The organism is Pseudoruegeria sp. HB172150 (genome assembly GCF_013184805.1).
GTDB lineage: Bacteria > Pseudomonadota > Alphaproteobacteria > Rhodobacterales > Rhodobacteraceae > Psychromarinibacter.
In genome coordinates, this window is record NZ_JAATNG010000008.1 from 103,639 (window position 1) to 118,844 (window position 15,206).

The 15,206-nt window shown below is 67.3% G+C and carries 13 protein-coding genes; 11 read left to right on the forward strand and 2 right to left on the reverse strand.

Annotation, left to right across the window (positions count from 1 at the left end):
* Window positions 1–2 precede the first annotated feature (2 nt).
* The 11 genes from HCO70_RS23845 to rpsD all read left to right on the forward strand — a co-directional run bounded on the left by HCO70_RS23845 (window position 3) and on the right by rpsD (window position 13,910).
* Window positions 3–434: a globin family protein gene (locus HCO70_RS23845; RefSeq protein WP_172300416.1), complete on the forward strand. Its 432-nt coding sequence runs from the start codon at window positions 3–5 to the stop codon at window positions 432–434.
* A gap of 23 nt (window positions 435–457) precedes the next feature.
* Window positions 458–1,423 carry a GAF domain-containing protein gene (locus HCO70_RS23850; protein ID WP_253913461.1) on the forward strand — a complete coding sequence of 322 codons (966 nt, stop codon included), beginning with the start codon at window positions 458–460 and terminating at the stop codon, window positions 1,421–1,423.
* A 14-nt stretch (window positions 1,424–1,437) separates the two neighbouring features.
* Entirely contained in the window at window positions 1,438–3,867 is a 2,430-nt protein-coding gene (gene nirB, locus HCO70_RS23855) for a nitrite reductase large subunit NirB (protein ID WP_172300417.1), read from the forward strand.
* A complete protein-coding gene (gene nirD / locus HCO70_RS23860) occupies window positions 3,864–4,196 on the forward strand; it encodes a nitrite reductase small subunit NirD (RefSeq protein ID WP_172300418.1) in 333 nt (110 codons plus the stop codon). The genes nirB and nirD overlap by 4 nt, the downstream gene beginning before the upstream one ends.
* Before the next feature lie 82 nt (window positions 4,197–4,278).
* Window positions 4,279–6,927, forward strand: a complete 2,649-nt coding sequence (locus HCO70_RS23865; protein ID WP_172300419.1) for a nitrate reductase — start codon at window positions 4,279–4,281, stop codon at window positions 6,925–6,927.
* On the forward strand, window positions 6,924–7,886 hold the full coding sequence (locus HCO70_RS23870; protein ID WP_172300420.1) for a glycosyl transferase family protein: 963 nt from the start codon (window positions 6,924–6,926) through the stop codon (window positions 7,884–7,886). Before HCO70_RS23865 ends, HCO70_RS23870 begins: the two co-directional genes overlap by 4 nt.
* A gap of 12 nt (window positions 7,887–7,898) precedes the next feature.
* Window positions 7,899–9,281, forward strand: a complete 1,383-nt coding sequence (gene cysG, locus HCO70_RS23875; protein WP_172300421.1) for a siroheme synthase CysG — start codon at window positions 7,899–7,901, stop codon at window positions 9,279–9,281.
* Between the two features lie 195 nt (window positions 9,282–9,476).
* Window positions 9,477–10,820, forward strand: coding sequence for an FAD-binding oxidoreductase (locus HCO70_RS23880; RefSeq protein ID WP_172300422.1), 1,344 nt, complete (start codon window positions 9,477–9,479; stop codon window positions 10,818–10,820).
* A 215-nt stretch (window positions 10,821–11,035) separates the two neighbouring features.
* Window positions 11,036–11,944 carry a lipid A-modifier LpxR family protein gene (locus HCO70_RS23885; protein WP_172300423.1) on the forward strand — a complete coding sequence of 303 codons (909 nt, stop codon included), beginning with the start codon at window positions 11,036–11,038 and terminating at the stop codon, window positions 11,942–11,944.
* Between the two features lie 88 nt (window positions 11,945–12,032).
* Window positions 12,033–13,103, forward strand: coding sequence for a Hint domain-containing protein (locus HCO70_RS23890; protein ID WP_172300424.1), 1,071 nt, complete (start codon window positions 12,033–12,035; stop codon window positions 13,101–13,103).
* A gap of 186 nt (window positions 13,104–13,289) precedes the next feature.
* The gene (gene rpsD, locus HCO70_RS23895; RefSeq protein ID WP_172300425.1) at window positions 13,290–13,910 is read left to right on the forward strand and encodes a 30S ribosomal protein S4; all 621 of its coding nucleotides are present in this window, start codon (window positions 13,290–13,292) and stop codon (window positions 13,908–13,910) included.
* 132 nt (window positions 13,911–14,042) lie between these two features.
* Here rpsD and HCO70_RS23900 read toward each other — a convergent pair whose 3' ends face one another.
* Both HCO70_RS23900 and HCO70_RS23905 read right to left on the reverse strand, forming a co-directional pair.
* A complete protein-coding gene (locus HCO70_RS23900; protein WP_172300426.1) occupies window positions 14,043–14,795 on the reverse strand; it encodes an AraC family transcriptional regulator in 753 nt (250 codons plus the stop codon).
* 95 nt (window positions 14,796–14,890) lie between these two features.
* Window positions 14,891–15,193 carry a putative quinol monooxygenase gene (locus tag HCO70_RS23905; protein ID WP_172300427.1) on the reverse strand — a complete coding sequence of 101 codons (303 nt, stop codon included), beginning with the start codon at window positions 15,191–15,193 and terminating at the stop codon, window positions 14,891–14,893.
* Window positions 15,194–15,206 lie beyond the last annotated feature (13 nt).

Consider the following 15,206-nt stretch of genomic DNA (forward strand, 5'->3'; position numbering starts at 1 on the left):
CCATGCAGGATACCCAGATTACCCTTGTCCAGCAGAGCTTTGCCAAGGTCGTTCCGATCCGGGACGCCGCGGCGGAGATCTTCTATGCCGATCTCTTCGAAACCGCGCCGGAGGTCCGGCCATACTTCGGCAACGCCGACATGACAAAGCAGGGCGCCAAGCTGATGGCGACGCTCGGCGCCGTGGTGAACGGCCTGCGCAACCTGACCGCCATCGTGCCGGTCGCGCAGCAGCTTGCCATCCGCCACCTCGACTACGGCGTCCAGCCTGAAGACTACGCCAAGGTCGGCGCGTCGCTTCTTCGCACACTCGAAAAGGGGCTGGGAGAGGACTTCACCCCGGCGGTCCGCGACGCATGGACCGCCGCATACGCAACCCTGTCATCGGTGATGATCGAGGCCGCCTACCCGGACTCGTCCGCCGCCGCTCAGTGACAGACAACCGGGTCGCAACGCAGATGACTGGACCCATCGCAGAGGAAGCCGCACCCATGGAAGTGGCAATCGACACCCCCGTTAAGACGTTCATCGAGGTTACCGAGGTCTGGGTGCCCGAAGGCGAAAAGCTCGTCCTGGCCGAAGGCAATTACGGCGCGCTGGATGGCTTCGAGGAAGCCTCGCGCCGCGAAAGCTTTGCCCGGGACGAGGGCCTGCCCGGCAAGGCCTGGGCAGAGGCGCGGCCGGTCGTGCTGAAGCAGTTCGACGGCTCTTATTTCAAACGGACGGAGGCCGCGAAGGCCGCTGGGCTGACCAGCGCGGTCGCCATCCCGGTTTTCGATGGCGACACTCTGAAGGCCGTCCTTGTGGTGCTTTGCGGTGACGACAGCGAACGCACCGGCGCCATTGAGGTCTGGGCAGAGACCGACGGTCTGCTGATGCTGGATGACGGCTATTACGGCGCCGCGAAGCATTTCGAATGGGTGTCGCAGCACACACATTTCCCGGCTGGGCAGGGTCTTCCCGGCGGCGTCTGGTCGTCGAAAACCCCGATCCTGATGCGTGACCTCGGCTCCGGCTACCGGTTCATCCGGGCCGACAGCGCTGGCAAGGCGGGGCTGACGACCGGGCTGGGCCTGCCGGTGCCGGTTCCCGGCAAGCGCGGCTACATCCTGACCCTGCTCTCCGCGCGTGGCACGCCCATCGCGCGCCGGTTCGAGATCTGGGATGCCCGGTCCGCAAAGGTCGGCAAGGCCAACGACGCCATCCTGATCGACGGCATCTGCGCCCGCGAAGGTGCGCTCTGGGACGAGGACAATCCGCGCCGCGTCACCGCCTGGCAGGGTGCCATCGGCCGCGTCCTGGGCACCGGCATTCCGCTGGTCGAGGGCGGCAAGCCCGGACTTGCAGCAGGCTACGACTCGATGGTCGCGCTGCCGATCCACCAGGGTGGCGAGCTGTCGCACATCGTCGCCTGGTATCTCTGAGAGGAGTGGAAGCCATGCAGAAACTCGTCGTCATCGGTGCCGGCATGGCCTCTGGCCGCCTGCTGGAGCACCTGACCGAAACCGACCCCGGCGCCTACGAGGTGACGCTGTTCAACGCCGAGCCTCGGGGCAACTACAACCGTATCATGCTGTCGCCGGTGCTTTCGGGCGAAAAGAGCTACGAGGAAATCGTCACCCACGACGACGACTGGTACGCAGCCCGCAACGTGACCTGCCGTTTCGGCGAAAAGGTCACCGCCGTCGACCGTGCCCGCAAGGTGGTAATCGGCGAAAACGGCGAGGTTCCATACGACAAGCTGGTCTTCGGCACCGGGTCCTCCGCGTTCATCATTCCATGTCCCGGTCATGACCTCCCCGGCGTCGTCGCCTTCCGCGACCTCGAGGACACCGCTGCCATGACCGAGGCGTCCGGCACCCCCGGCGCCCGCGCCGTGGTGATCGGCGGCGGCCTTCTGGGGCTGGAGGCCGCCGCCGCCCTGCGCCTGCGCGGCATGGACGTCACCGTCCTGCACCTCTCGGGCCACCTGATGGAGCGGCAGCTGGACGAGGCCGCCGGGTACCTTCTGCAGAAGGATCTCGAAAAGCGCGGCATCACCGTGATGACCCGCGCCTCCACCAAGGAGATCCGGGGCAACGGCAAGGTCGAAAGCGTCCTGCTGGAGGACGGCACCGTCCTGCCCGCCGATATCGTCGTGATGGCCGTCGGCATCCGTCCGCAGGTGCAGCTGGCAAAGGACGCGGGCCTCGACATGGGCCGCGCCATCAAGGTCGACGCCCGGATGCGTACCAGCGATCCGGATGTCTTCGCCGTCGGCGAATGCGTGGAGTTCGAAGGCAACCTCTTCGGCCTCGTAGCGCCGCTCTACGACCAGGCCAAGGTACTGGCCAGGACATTGCTGGCCGAGGAGGACGCCTTCAAGGTCAAGCAGCTCTCCACCAAGCTCAAGGTCACCGGGTGCGACCTCTTCTCCGCCGGCGATTTCGCGGAAGGAGACGGCCGCGAGGACATCGTTTTCCGCGACCCCGCGCGCGGCATCTACAAGCGCCTCGTCATCGAGAACGACCGGCTGATCGGCGCCGTCATGTACGGCGACACCGCCGACAGCAACTGGTTCTTCGGACTGATCAGGGACGGCGAAGACATCGCCGACATGCGCGAAAGCCTGATCTTCGGCCCCGGCTTTCAGGGAGGTGCCGCCGCGGACCCTCTCTCAGCCGTTGCAGCCTTGCCGCCTGAGGCGGAAATCTGCGGCTGCAACGGCGTCTGCAAGGGCCGGATCACCCAGGCCATCGAGGGTGGCGCCACCGACCTCGGCGCGGTCCGCGCCACCACCAAGGCCAGCGCCTCCTGCGGGACCTGCACCGGCCTGGTGGAACAGCTTCTCGCCGTCACCCTCGGCGACGGCTACGCCACCCCGGCCGCCCAGCCGATGTGCGGCTGCACCGACCTCACGCACGAGGACGTGCGCCGCCTGATCAAGTCGCAGGAGCTGAAATCCCAACCCGCCGTCTGGCAGGAACTGGGCTGGACCACTCCCAACGGCTGCCACGTCTGCCGCCCTGCGGTGAACTTCTACCTGCTCGCCGACTGGCCGCTGGACTATCAGGACGACCCGCAAAGCCGTTTCGTCAACGAACGCAACCACGCCAACATCCAGAAGGACGGCACCTATTCCGTCATGCCCCGCATGTTCGGCGGCATGACCGACGCCAGCGAACTGCGCGCCATCGCCGATGCCGCCGACAAGTACGGCGCCGTCGTCAAGGTGACCGGCGGTCAGCGCATCGACCTCCTGGGCGTGAAGAAGGAAGACCTGCCCGGCATCTGGGAAGACCTGAACAACGCCGGCATGGTCTCGGGCCACGCCTATTCCAAGGGCCTCCGCACGGTGAAGACCTGCGTCGGCTCCGACTGGTGCCGCTTCGGCACGCAGGATTCCACCGGCCTCGGCATTAAACTGGAAAAGCGTCTCTGGGGATCCTGGACGCCGCACAAGGTCAAGCTCGCCGTCTCCGGCTGCCCAAGGAACTGCGCCGAGGCGACCTGCAAGGACATCGGCATCGTCTGCGTCGACAGCGGCTACCAGATCGGCGTCGGCGGCGCGGCCGGGATGGACGTGAAGGAGGTCGAGCGCCTGACCGAGGTCGCGACCGAGGAAGAGGCGATCGACATGACCGTCGCCTTCGTCCAGCTCTACCGTGAGAACGCCAAATACCTCGACCGCCCCTACAAGTGGATCGCCAAGGTCGGCCTCGACTGGGTCAGGGAACAGGTCGTCGACCCCGCCACCCGCGCCGGCCTGATCGAGCGCTTCGATATCTCGCAGACCGTCTACCAGAAAGACCCCTGGGCCGAACACGTCGCGGAACGCCGCGCGCGCTACGCCCCTCTCGCAGATCTCACCCTGGAGGCCGCGGAATGAGCTGGATCGATCTTGGACCCATCGACGAAATCCCCGTGCGCGGCGCGCGGCTGGTGAAGACCCATGTCGGCTGCATCGGCCTGTTCCGGACAGCCGAGGCAGAGGTCTTCGCCGCCGCCAACAAATGCCCCCACAAGGGCGGCCCGCTCAGCGAGGGGATCATTCACGGACAGAAAGTGACCTGCCCGCTGCACAACTGGGTGTTCGACCTGAACACCGGCGAAGCGCAGGGCGCGGATCAAGGCCGCATCGAGACCTACCCGGTGCGGCTGGAAGACGGACGGGTGCTGCTCGACGCGGAAAGCGTGTCGCGGCGGTCGGCAGCGTGACTGCAGGGGCCGCTTTCCAGCCTGCGGCGTCGGTTACGGCGCCCGGTCGCGGCCGAGTAACCAGTATCCGGGAGTACGAGTGATGGACGGTGGAGCACACAACAAACGGTCCGATACGGCGCCGGTGCGCTCCACCTGTCCTTTCTGCGGTGTGGGTTGTGGGATCCTGCTGTCACCGGACGGACAGGGCGGGATCGCTGTAAAGGGCGATCCGGACCACCCGGCCAATCGCGGGCGCCTCTGTTCCAAGGGCCTCGCCGTGGGCGAGACCATCGGTCTCGATGACCGCCTGCTTGCGCCGCGCATCGGTGGCGAAGATACCGACTGGGACACCGCGCTCGATCTCGTCGCGGACCGGTTCCGGGAAACCATCGCACAGCACGGCCCCGACAGCGTGGCCTTCTACGTCTCGGGCCAGATGCTGACCGAGGATTATTATGTCGCCAACAAGCTGATGAAAGGTTTCATCGGCTCGGGCAACATCGACACCAATTCCCGCCTCTGCATGGCCTCGACCGTCGCAGGCCATCGCCGCGCCTTCGGCACCGACACAGTGCCGGGCACTTATGAAGATCTGGAAGAGGCCGACCTGATCGTCCTCGTCGGGTCCAACCTCGCATGGTGCCACCCGGTGCTGTACCAGCGCATCCTCGCGGCTCGCAAGAAACGCGGCACGAAGATCGTCGTCGTCGACCCGCGGCGCACCGCGTCCTGCGACAGCGCCGACATGCATCTGCAGCTCGAACCCGGCAGCGACGTCGCGCTGTTCAACCGCCTGCTCGTGGCGATCTACGAGGGCGGTGCGCTGGACAAGGGCTATCTCGCGCAGGTCGACGGGTTCGACGATGCGCTCCGCGCTGCCTTCAGCGACAGGGCCGACGTCACCGGACTTGACCCCGAGCAGATCGAGGATTTCTGCCGTCTCTGGCTGCGCACCGAGAAGGTGGTGACGATCTTCAGTCAGGGCGTGAACCAGTCCTCCGCGGGGGCGGACAAGGTCAACGCGATCCTGAACTGCCACCTCGCATCCGGCCGCATCGGCAAGCCCGGCATGGGGCCGTTTTCCGTGACCGGCCAGCCCAACGCGATGGGCGGGCGCGAGGTTGGCGGGCTTGCGAACATGCTGGCCTGCCATCTGGACATAGAGAATGCCGACCACCGCCGCGCGGTCCGTGATTTCTGGAATGCGCCCGCGATGGCGACCAGGCCGGGACTGAAGGCGGTCGACCTGTTCCATGCGGTAAAGGACGGACGGATCAAGGCGCTCTGGATCATTCATTCCAATCCCGCCGTCACGCTTCCCGACGCCGACACGATCCGCGACACGATCCGCGACTGCGCCTTTGCCGTCGTCTCCGACATCACGGCCCAGACCGATACCGCCCGCCTTGCCGACGTGCTGCTGCCCGCCACGGCGTGGGGCGAAAAGGATGGCACCGTCACCAATTCGGATCGCACGATCTCGCGCCAGCGTGCCGTTCTTCCGGCGCCCGGCATGGCGCGGCCGGACTGGGACATCATCGCTGACGTCGCTCGCCGCATGGGGTGGCGGCACGATTTCGACTATGCGTCGCCAGTGGAAATCTACCGCGAGTATGCGGGCCTATCGAGCCTCGGGGGGCATTTCGGTCGCGACTTCGACATCTCGGCTCATGCCACGATCCGCGACATCGACTATGCCGTGCTGGATCCGTTCCAGTGGCCGCTGACAAAGGAACGGCAGGGCGGACGTTTCTTTGCAGACGGGCAATTCTTCACTGAAACCGGGCGCGCGCAGATGCTGCCGCTCCGGTTCCGTCCGCCGGAATCGAAGAAAGCGCCGCGCTACCCGTTCCGGCTGAACACCGGTCGCACCCGCGACCAGTGGCACACGATGACGCGCACGGCGAAATCGGCGCGTCTGGCCGCGCATCTGCCGGAACCGTTCTGCGAGATCCATCCCGAGGATGCCGCGCAGCTCGGTGTGTCCGCGGCCGGTCTCGTGGAACTGACCAGCCCGCAGGGCCGTGCCGTGCTGCGCGCCCTGATCACCGACCGCGTCCGCCCCGGCGACCTGTTCGCGCCGATGCACTGGACCGGAGAGACCGCGCCCTCCGCCCGCATCGACGCGCTTGTCGCGCCGGTCACCGACCCCGTCTCCGGCCAGCCGGAAAGCAAGGCCTCCGTCTGCGCCGTAAAACCGTTCGATGCCGCCTGGTACGGCTTCGCCGTCTCCGCCATGCCGATGCACCCGCAATCCACCTACTGGGCCCGCAGCCGCACCCGCACCGGCTGGCGCGCCGAGCTTGCCGGGCTGGACACCCCCGCCGACTGGGAAGCCTACGCCCGTGACCTGTTCCAGCTCCCCGACTCCGCCGTGCAGGCCGTCAACGACCCCCGCCGCGGCCATCACCGCTTCGCCTTCCACGCCGATGACCGCCTTCAGGCCGCGCTGTTCATCGCACCCGAGCCGGTCCTCGCGATGCGCGACTACCTCGCCACGCTGCCCGGCACCGAGGCGCCCGACGCAATCTCGGGCCGCGCCCCCGCCGACCGGCCCGATCCGGGGCCGGTCTTGTGCTCCTGCTTCAACGTCGGCGTGAACACGATCATGACCGCGATCGAGTCGCAGGGCCTCGTCACTGTCGACGCCATCGGCGCCGCGCTTCAGGCCGGCACCAACTGCGGCTCCTGCCGGCCCGAGATCGCGGCCCTGATCGCCCGCGCCGCAACCCCGAGGGCCGCCGAATGACCCTCGCCCCCTACGTCCGCATCCTCGGCCGCGGTCCCGGCCGCTCCCGCTCGCTGACCCGCGACGAGGCGCGCGAGGCGCTGACCGTCATCCTGAAGGGCGACGCCGCGCCCGAAGCCACCGGCGCCCTCCTCATGCTCCTGCGAATGAAGGGGGAGACCCCCGACGAAATCGCGGGCTTCGCCGAGGCCGCCCGCGCAACGCTCCCGCCGCTGCCTCGCCCAGATCTCGACTGGCCCAGCTACGCCGCCGGCCGCACCCGCGGCCTGCCGTGGTTCCTGCTCTCCGCCCGCCTCGTCGCCTCCGCCGGATACAGCGTGCTGCTGCACGGCTGGAACTCGCACCAGCAGGTCCACGCCTCGGTCCGCTCGGCACTCCCCCACGCCGGGATCCCGACCGCCCTCAACACACAGGATGTCGCGCGCCACCTCGCCAACGGCAACATCGCCTACCTCCCGCTCGAAACCCTGTCCCAACCGCTCCTCGACCTCCTGCAACTCCGCGACCACCTCGGCCTCCGCTCCTGCATCAACACCGTGCTCCGCGTGCTAAACCCGGGCGCGGCCAACGCCTCCGTCCAGGGCGTCTTCCACCCGCCCTACCTGACGCTGCAGGCCGACGCGGGCCACCTCCTCGGTCTCCCCTCCCTGACCGTCATCAAAGGCGGCGGCGGTGAGTTCGAACGGAACCCGGCGAAACATGCCTCCGCCTTCGGCCTGCGCAACGGCACGCCGTGGGAAGACAGCTTCGCCGACCTCATCGACGAAACCCGCCGTCTCAACGACGGCGAAACCGACCCCGCGCGCCTGACGGCCCTCTGGTCCGGCGCCCTGACCGACCCCTTCGCCGAAACCGTCGTCACCGGCACCGCCGCGCTCGCCCTCGCGACCCTCGGCGCCGGCAACCCGGACGAACTCGCCACCCACCTCTGGACCAGCCGCAACCGCGCCGCCGCCTGAAGGAGACCGCCGATGCACGCCTTCCCGATGTTCCTCCGCACCTCCGGTCGCACCGTCGTCATCGCCGGCGGTGGCGAGCAGGCCGCGCAGAAGGCGCGGCTGATCCTGAAGACCGATGCGCGCCTGATCCTCGCCGCCCCGCGTCTCGACCCCGAACTCGCGGCACTGGTCGCCGGGGGCCGCGTCGCGCACCTGCCGGGTGATATCGGGGCAGAGGTCTTTGCCACCGCGGCCTTCGCCTTCATCGCAACCGGCGACCCGGCCGAAGACGAACGCCTCCACGCCCTCGCCCAATCCGTCCGCTGCCCCGTCAATGTCGTGGACCGCCCCGACCTCTGCGACCTGACCACGCCCTCCATCGTCGACCGCGATCCGGTGGTCGTCGCCATCGGCACGGAAGGTACCGCACCGGTCCTCGCGCGGCAGATCAAGACGCGAGTCGAGACGATGCTGCCGCCGGGCATCGGCGGGCTAGCCGCTCTGGCAGGAAGGCTTCGCTGCGCGGTCGCGGAACAACTCCCTGCATCCACGCGCCGCGCCTTCTGGGCCTGGGTGTTCAACGGTGCCCCGGCCCGGCATCATGCCGCCGGGGCAGAGCGCGAGGCGGCTCAGCTGATCAAGTCCGCCATCACCGAGGCGCGCGTGCCCGAAGGTGCAGGCGAGGGGCATATCGCGCTGGTCGGCGCCGGGCCCGGCGCGCGCGATCTGCTGACCCTGCGCGCCGTGCAGCGCCTGCAGGAAGCGGACGTGATCTTTTACGACCGGCTCGTCGATCCGGATGTGCTGGAGCTCGCCCGGCGCGATGCCGAACGCGTCTATGTCGGCAAGCAGGTCGGCGCATGCGCCTGGCCGCAGGAACGGATCTGCCGCCTGATCGTCGCCGAAGCGCGGAAAGGCCGCCGCGTCGTGCGGCTGAAATCCGGCGACCCGTCGATCTTCGGCCGCGCGACGGAAGAGCTGGAGGCGGCCCGCTCCGCCGGCATCCCGGTGGAAATTGTCCCCGGCATCACAGCGGCCAGCGCCGCGGCGGCCAGCCTCGGGCGCAGCCTCTCCGAACGGGGAGAGACCGATGCGGTGGTGCTGGTGACCGGCACCTGCCGTCCCGGCGATCCGCCGCCGGACTGGGCGCATCACATGCGCCCCGGAACGACGCTTGCGATCTACATGGGTGTCCGGTCCGCGGCCCGGATATCAGCCGAGCTGCAGGCACGCGGCGCGGCGGCGGGCACACCCGTAGACGCGGCGGTCGAGGTGTCGACAGCTCGGGAACGTGTGATCCGGTGCGACCTGGCCGGGCTGCCGGGTGCTCTGAAGCAGAACGTGGTGACCGGTGCGGCGCTGATCATGGTGCGGCTTCCGAAGAACGGAGCGGGCCAGGCCGAATTGGCCGCCTGATCTGAACGCGGCCGCTTTGTCTGGCGGGTTGTGTACTCACTTTTTTGCTGAAGGAAGTTCCAGCGCCCAATTATTGGCCAGTGCCAGGGTGTCCTCGGGACCGATGGTCGCGCCCCCTGTCGCTCGCTCCGCCGTCACGCTACGGAGGGTGGCCCAGCCCTCCGCCCGGCGATTCCCTCCAGCAGAGCGACTTCCATGCAATTCCCGATCCATATCGCCACGCCCGTTGCCCATCCCGGGCCGCATCCCGACAGCGCCGATGTGGTGGTGATCGGCGCCGGTGTGGCCGGTGTGTCGGCTGCGCTGTTCCTGAACCGGCGCGGGCTGAAGGTGGTGCTGCTCGAAAAGGGCCGGGTCGCGGGCGAGCAATCCTCGCGCAACTGGGGCTGGATCCGGCAGCAGGGGCGCGACCCCGACGAACTGCCGATCATGGTCGAGGCGCGGCGGTTGTGGCTGCAGCTGGCCGAGGAAAGCGGCGAGGACATGGGGCTGGCGCCGGGTGGCGTCACCTATCTCGCGACATCCGACAAGGAGATGGCCCAGTTCGAGGACTGGATCCAGTACGCCCGCGCCAACGATGTCGACAGCCACATGATGACCACCGCCGAGGTGGACGACTTGGTTCCCGGCATGGCGACCCGCTACAAGGGGGCGCTGCGGACACCGTCCGACATGCGGGGCGAGCCATGGCTGGCCGTCCCGGCGCTGGCGCGGCTGGCCGCGCGCGAGGGCGTGACGGTGGTCGAGCACTGCGCGGCGCGGACCCTCGATATCTCGGGCGGCAAGGTCGCTGGCGTGGTGACCGAGCAGGGGCGCATCGCCGCGCCGCAGGTGCTTCTGACCGGCGGGGCGTGGTCCTCGCTGTTCCTGCGGGCGCATGGGGTGGCGATGCCGCAGCTCTCCGTGCGGGCAACCGTGGCCGCGACGGAACAGTTGCCCACCGTGCATGAAGGTGGCGTCGCGGACGACAAGATCGCCTTCCGCCGCCGCAACGACGGCGGCTATTCCATCGCGGCCGGTGGATTCCACGACCTCTATATCGGGCCGGATGCGTTCCGGAACGTGTTCAAATATCTTCATGTCCTGGGTGAACATCCGTTCAGCACCCGGTATCACCTGAAATCGCCTGCCGCCTACCCGGATGCCTGGGGTACGCCGCGGCGCTGGGACGGCGACAGGGAAAGTCCATTCGAGCGGATGCGCATCCTGAACCCGGCGCCCAGCAAGGTTGCGCTGAAGAAGTTCACCGGCGGGTTCTCGCGTCTGTTCCCCGAGTTCGGCGAGATCCGGCTGCGGACCGCCTGGGCCGGGATGATCGACCTGATGCCCGATACGGTTCCGGTCCTCGACCGGGCCGAGGCGCTTCCGGGCCTCTGGATCGGGACTGGTCTGTCGGGCCACGGCTTCGGCATCGGTCCCGGTATCGGCCGGGTACTGGCCGACCTGATCGCGGGCAATGCGCCGGGCCACGACCTGACGCGGTTCCGGCTGGCGCGCTTCAGCGACGGCACGCCGATCCGCCCCGGCCCGGCCCTTTGACGCGCCAGCCTTGCAGGCGTCCCCGACCATAGGTTAGCGCTAACACTCCTGAAATCAATGACTTGACCCCCCGTCCCCATGGGGACGCCCTCCCAGTTGCCCGAATGTGTCCCCCCGGACACGACCGAAGAATGTGCCGTCCCCCACCTATGGCCTGCCCGCTTTTCCCCCTATAACCAGTCCTTGGGGCGACTATTTTCATTTTCGGGGGACCTATGTTCCGAGCCATACTCGTGGCCCTTCTCGCCATTCACCTGCTGCCGCAACCCACCCTTGCCGGCGACCGAGTCTCCATCGGCTGGGGCCGCCTGTTCAACAACGACTTCCTCGGCGACGGCAAGGACCGCTGGCGCTCCGGCTCCTACTCCATCAGCAAGGTCTACGGCCCCGGCTGGACCGGCGAGCTGCCGACCGGCATCGGCCAGATGATCGAGCTTCGTTTCCGCGGCCAGACCATCCAGCCCGCCAACCTGTCCTCGCCCGATCCCGACGACCGCCGTTACGCCGGCACCCTGTCCTTCGGGCTGCATACCCATTTCAGCTATGAAGCCCTCGAAATCAGCCTCGGCGGCGATCTCGTCTTCACCGGCCCGCAGACCGGCGTCGGCCGGTTCCACGACAACGCCCACGAATTCTTCGGCACGACCCGGCTGGAAGTCCTGGACGACCAGATCCCCAACCATCTGTATCCGACCGCCCTGGCGGAAGTCGGGCGCACGTTCGACGTATCGCCGACCGTTACCTTCCGCCCCTTCATCGAAGCCCAAGGCGGCGTCGAAAGCCTGGTGCGCATCGGCGCCGACTGGCATTTCGGCGCCGTTGGCCTGAACGATTTCTACATGCGCGACGTCGCGACCGGCCATCGCTATCGCGCGACGCGAGGGTCCGAGACCGGCTTTGCCGCTGTGCTCGGCGCGGATATTGCCTATGTCGATTACTCCGCGTTCCTGCCCGCCTCTGATGGTTACGAATTGACCGATGCACGTTACCGGCTTCGCGCGGGCGTTCAGTGGCAGGGCAAGCGGGCCGGGATCTTCTATGGCCTGACCTATCTGAGCGAAGAGTTCGAGGCGCAGCCAGAAGGCCAGGTGGTGGGCTCGCTGCGTCTGAACTACAGCTTCTGACTGGATTTCGAACCGCCTCACCGCTTAACAGCCTGTGGATAAGCTGCTAGTCTGCCGCCAATAACAAAAGAAACGGCAGGCGGTGGGCATGAAAACGGGCATTCGCGGTACGTTCGTACTTTCCTGGACTCAGACCGAGTTGGACGGTCTGGCGGCTGCACCGCCGGATGCACTGGCCGTGGGAGCGAGTTGGCTCTGGCATGGTTCGCCGGCGCGGGTGGACGGGCCTGACGACATCCTTGTCCTTGGCCTGGCAGAAGAGACAGAGGAACTACGCCGTCATGCGGGCAAGGCAGTGCGGCGCTTTCTGGGACGCAACATGGAACTGTCCCGAGCGGACAGACCGGCCGCGCCGAAAGAACCGGGGCTGGAACGAAGCTTCTCCGTCACCGATGGGCGGCGGCGCTACACTACCGCGTTGATCGAGCGTGACGAGGGGTTGCCACTGTGCCTTTTTCTGGATGACCTGCCGCCGAGCGGACGTGAGTTGTGGGTGACAGATGTTACCGGTGGCGCAAGTACCCCGCACTTTCGTGGCGACCTGTCGCCGTCAGTGATTTGCTTCACTCCCGATACGGTAATCGCCACGCCGGGTGGTCCGCGGCTGGTGGCGGAACTGGCCGAAGGCGACCTCGTGCAGACGAAGGACGACGGTGCGCAGCCTGTGCGCTGGGTTGGCCGTCGGCGCGTGAGTGGCGCGCGGCTGTATACGATGCCGGAGCTGCGACCGGTTCGGATTCGGGCCGGTGCCGTGGGGATGGATGTGCCGGATGCGGATCTGATCGTCTCACCGCAGCACCGGATGCTGATCCGCGGGGCGGTGGCGCGCGACCTGTTCAGTGCCGACGAGGTGCTTGTTGCGGCTAAGGACATGGTCAACGACCATTCGATCCTTGTTGATCGGCAATTGCGCGAGGTGACCTATGTGCACCTGTTGCTCGACCGGCATTCGATCCTGTTCGCGAACGGGCTGGAAACCGAGAGCTTTCATCCGGCGACGATGGATCTGACGGCGATGGATGCACTTCAGCGGGACGAACTGGCGGACCGGGTTCCCGGGGTGGCGACGGACCCCAGCGTTTATGGTGCCTATGCGCGGCGGATGCTGAGCCGGTCCGAGGCGGCGATCCTGGACTACGCGGTTCGCGGTCCCCATTGACTCCCGCAGATCAGGCAGTATAAGCGCCGCTCGTCCCGGCCCGAAGGCCGGGTCATTCATTTGGTGTTGGTGGCCCCCGCGAGGGGATGCCTGTCTCCCGCCGGGGTCCGGAGGATCGTCGATACGGGAAAGGACAACGCCCTTCATAGTCTCCGCCAGGGGACGCTTTGAGAAGGAGATCAGACGGTGACCAAACGCACCTCTGCCAAGTACAAGATCGACCGCCGTATGGGCGAAAACATCTGGGGCCGTCCCAAGTCGCCGGTGAACCGCCGCGAATACGGCCCGGGCCAGCACGGCCAGCGCCGCAAGGGCAAGCTTTCGGATTTCGGCACGCAGCTGCGGGCCAAGCAGAAGCTGAAGGGCTATTACGGCGACCTCACCGAGAAGCAGTTCCGCCGCATCTACGCCGAGGCCGAGCGGGTCAAGGGCGACACCGGTGAGAACCTCATCGGCCTGCTGGAGCGCCGCCTGGATGCGGTGATCTACCGCGCCAAGTTCGTGCCGACCGTTTTCGCCGCCCGTCAGTTCGTGAACCACGGCCATATCCTGGTGAACGGCAAGCGGGTGAACATCCCGTCCTACCGCGTCAAGGAAGGCGACGTGATCGAGGTGCGGGAGAAGTCGAAGCAGCTGGCCATCGTGCTTGAGGCCGTGCAGCTGCCGGAGCGTGACGTGCCGGACTATATCGAGGCCGACCATTCCAAGATGACCGCCACCTTCGTGCGGACCCCGGGGCTGGGCGATGTGCCTTACCCGGTGCTGATGGAACCGAACCTCGTCATCGAATTCTACGCGCAGAACTGATCGGTTCTGGAGCCGGAGATTTGTGGCCGTCCCGGGTGGGGCGGCCCTTTGTTTTTGGGGCGTCCCCATGGGGACGAGGGGCTAAGTCATTGATTTAAAGCATGTTAGCGCAAACGTAGGTCTGCGGACAGGTCACGGGCGGAACGAGGCGCGGTAGTCGCTGGGGCTTTGCCCGGTGAAGTCCCGGAAGGCGGTATTGAACGCCGAGAGCGAGCCGTAGCCGACGGCATAGGCGATCTCGGCGATCTGCGCGTCGGAGCCGGCCAGCGCCTCGATGGCGCGGATCATCCGGAGGCGGCGCAGGGCCATGCGCCAGGGCATGCCGAGTTCCTCGGCGAAGCGGCGGGACAGGGTGCGCGGCGTCAGCGCGACCTCGCGGGCGATTGCATCGAAGGACGGGTCGTCGGCGATCCGCGCCTCTGTCAGTTCCAGGGCGCTGGTCAGGGCGGCCGAGGATGGGGCGGGCATCGCCGTCGGGCTGGGCATTCGCGCCAGCCGCCAGGCGACCGTTGCGAGAGTGGTGAAGATCTGCGCCGCGTAGGGCGGCAGCGCCGCATCCGCATCGTCCCATGCGCGGCATTCGAGGATCAGTTCGCGGGCCAGCGGCGTCATCTCGAAGACCGACAGCGGCGCTGGCGGTGGCTCGGTAAAGCCCGGGTCGAACAGGACGGAACAGGCGGTAAGCGGCTGCGGCAGGGACACGGTGATCGGGTGGTCCGCCGCAATCAGCGCTGCGCGGGCCGGGGGCAACGACCAGCGCTTGCCCTCCGCCTCGAGCCGCATCGCGCCCGCCGAGGCGTAAAGCAGGTAATGCCGGGCGACGCGGAATTCCTGCGGCGGGGCCGGATCGAATTGCTGGGCGAGGCAGTAGGCTTCGGCGGGCATGATATTAGAAGATACGTTCGGTGTGCCAAAGTGAGAAGGGCGGTGCCGGCCCGACGAGACATGCCGCCGGGCGGGCGCGATGGCGCGGATGAGCGCTATTTCACATCCTCGATCAATTCCGCGCTGTAGCGACGTGACGAGGGTGGCTGCGTCATCATCGGGCGCAGCAGTTTGCCGGAGTCGGCGAAGCCGGGCGAGGCGACGTATGCGCCGAAGGCATCGGCGCTGTCCCATTCGTGGACGACACCGACATGGGTTCCGCTGTCCGGGTCGCAATGCGGGCGGAAGGTGCGGCAGCCCGGCATGGCACGGACAGTGGTAGCTTCGCCTTGCAGGGCAGAGAGCGCCGTGTCGCGGTTTTCCGGCGCGACGTGGAAATCGACGAGTGCGATGAACATGGGAAGGGTCCTT

Excerpts from the sequence above, each read along its gene's own strand:
- HCO70_RS23845 (WP_172300416.1), top strand. The coding sequence starts at position 3 with ATGCAGGATACCCAGATTACCCTTGTCCAGCAGAGCTTTGCCAAGGTC.
- HCO70_RS23850 (WP_253913461.1), top strand. The coding sequence starts at position 458 with ATGACTGGACCCATCGCAGAGGAAGCCGCACCCATGGAAGTGGCAATC.
- nirB (WP_172300417.1), top strand. The coding sequence starts at position 1,438 with ATGCAGAAACTCGTCGTCATCGGTGCCGGCATGGCCTCTGGCCGCCTG.
- nirD (WP_172300418.1), top strand. The coding sequence starts at position 3,864 with ATGAGCTGGATCGATCTTGGACCCATCGACGAAATCCCCGTGCGCGGC.
- HCO70_RS23865 (WP_172300419.1), top strand. The coding sequence starts at position 4,279 with ATGGACGGTGGAGCACACAACAAACGGTCCGATACGGCGCCGGTGCGC.
- HCO70_RS23870 (WP_172300420.1), top strand. The coding sequence starts at position 6,924 with ATGACCCTCGCCCCCTACGTCCGCATCCTCGGCCGCGGTCCCGGCCGC.
- cysG (WP_172300421.1), top strand. The coding sequence starts at position 7,899 with ATGCACGCCTTCCCGATGTTCCTCCGCACCTCCGGTCGCACCGTCGTC.
- HCO70_RS23880 (WP_172300422.1), top strand. The coding sequence starts at position 9,477 with ATGCAATTCCCGATCCATATCGCCACGCCCGTTGCCCATCCCGGGCCG.
- HCO70_RS23885 (WP_172300423.1), top strand. The coding sequence starts at position 11,036 with ATGTTCCGAGCCATACTCGTGGCCCTTCTCGCCATTCACCTGCTGCCG.
- HCO70_RS23890 (WP_172300424.1), top strand. The coding sequence starts at position 12,033 with ATGAAAACGGGCATTCGCGGTACGTTCGTACTTTCCTGGACTCAGACC.
- HCO70_RS23900 (WP_172300426.1), bottom strand. The coding sequence starts at position 14,795 with ATGCCCGCCGAAGCCTACTGCCTCGCCCAGCAATTCGATCCGGCCCCG.
- HCO70_RS23905 (WP_172300427.1), bottom strand. The coding sequence starts at position 15,193 with ATGTTCATCGCACTCGTCGATTTCCACGTCGCGCCGGAAAACCGCGAC.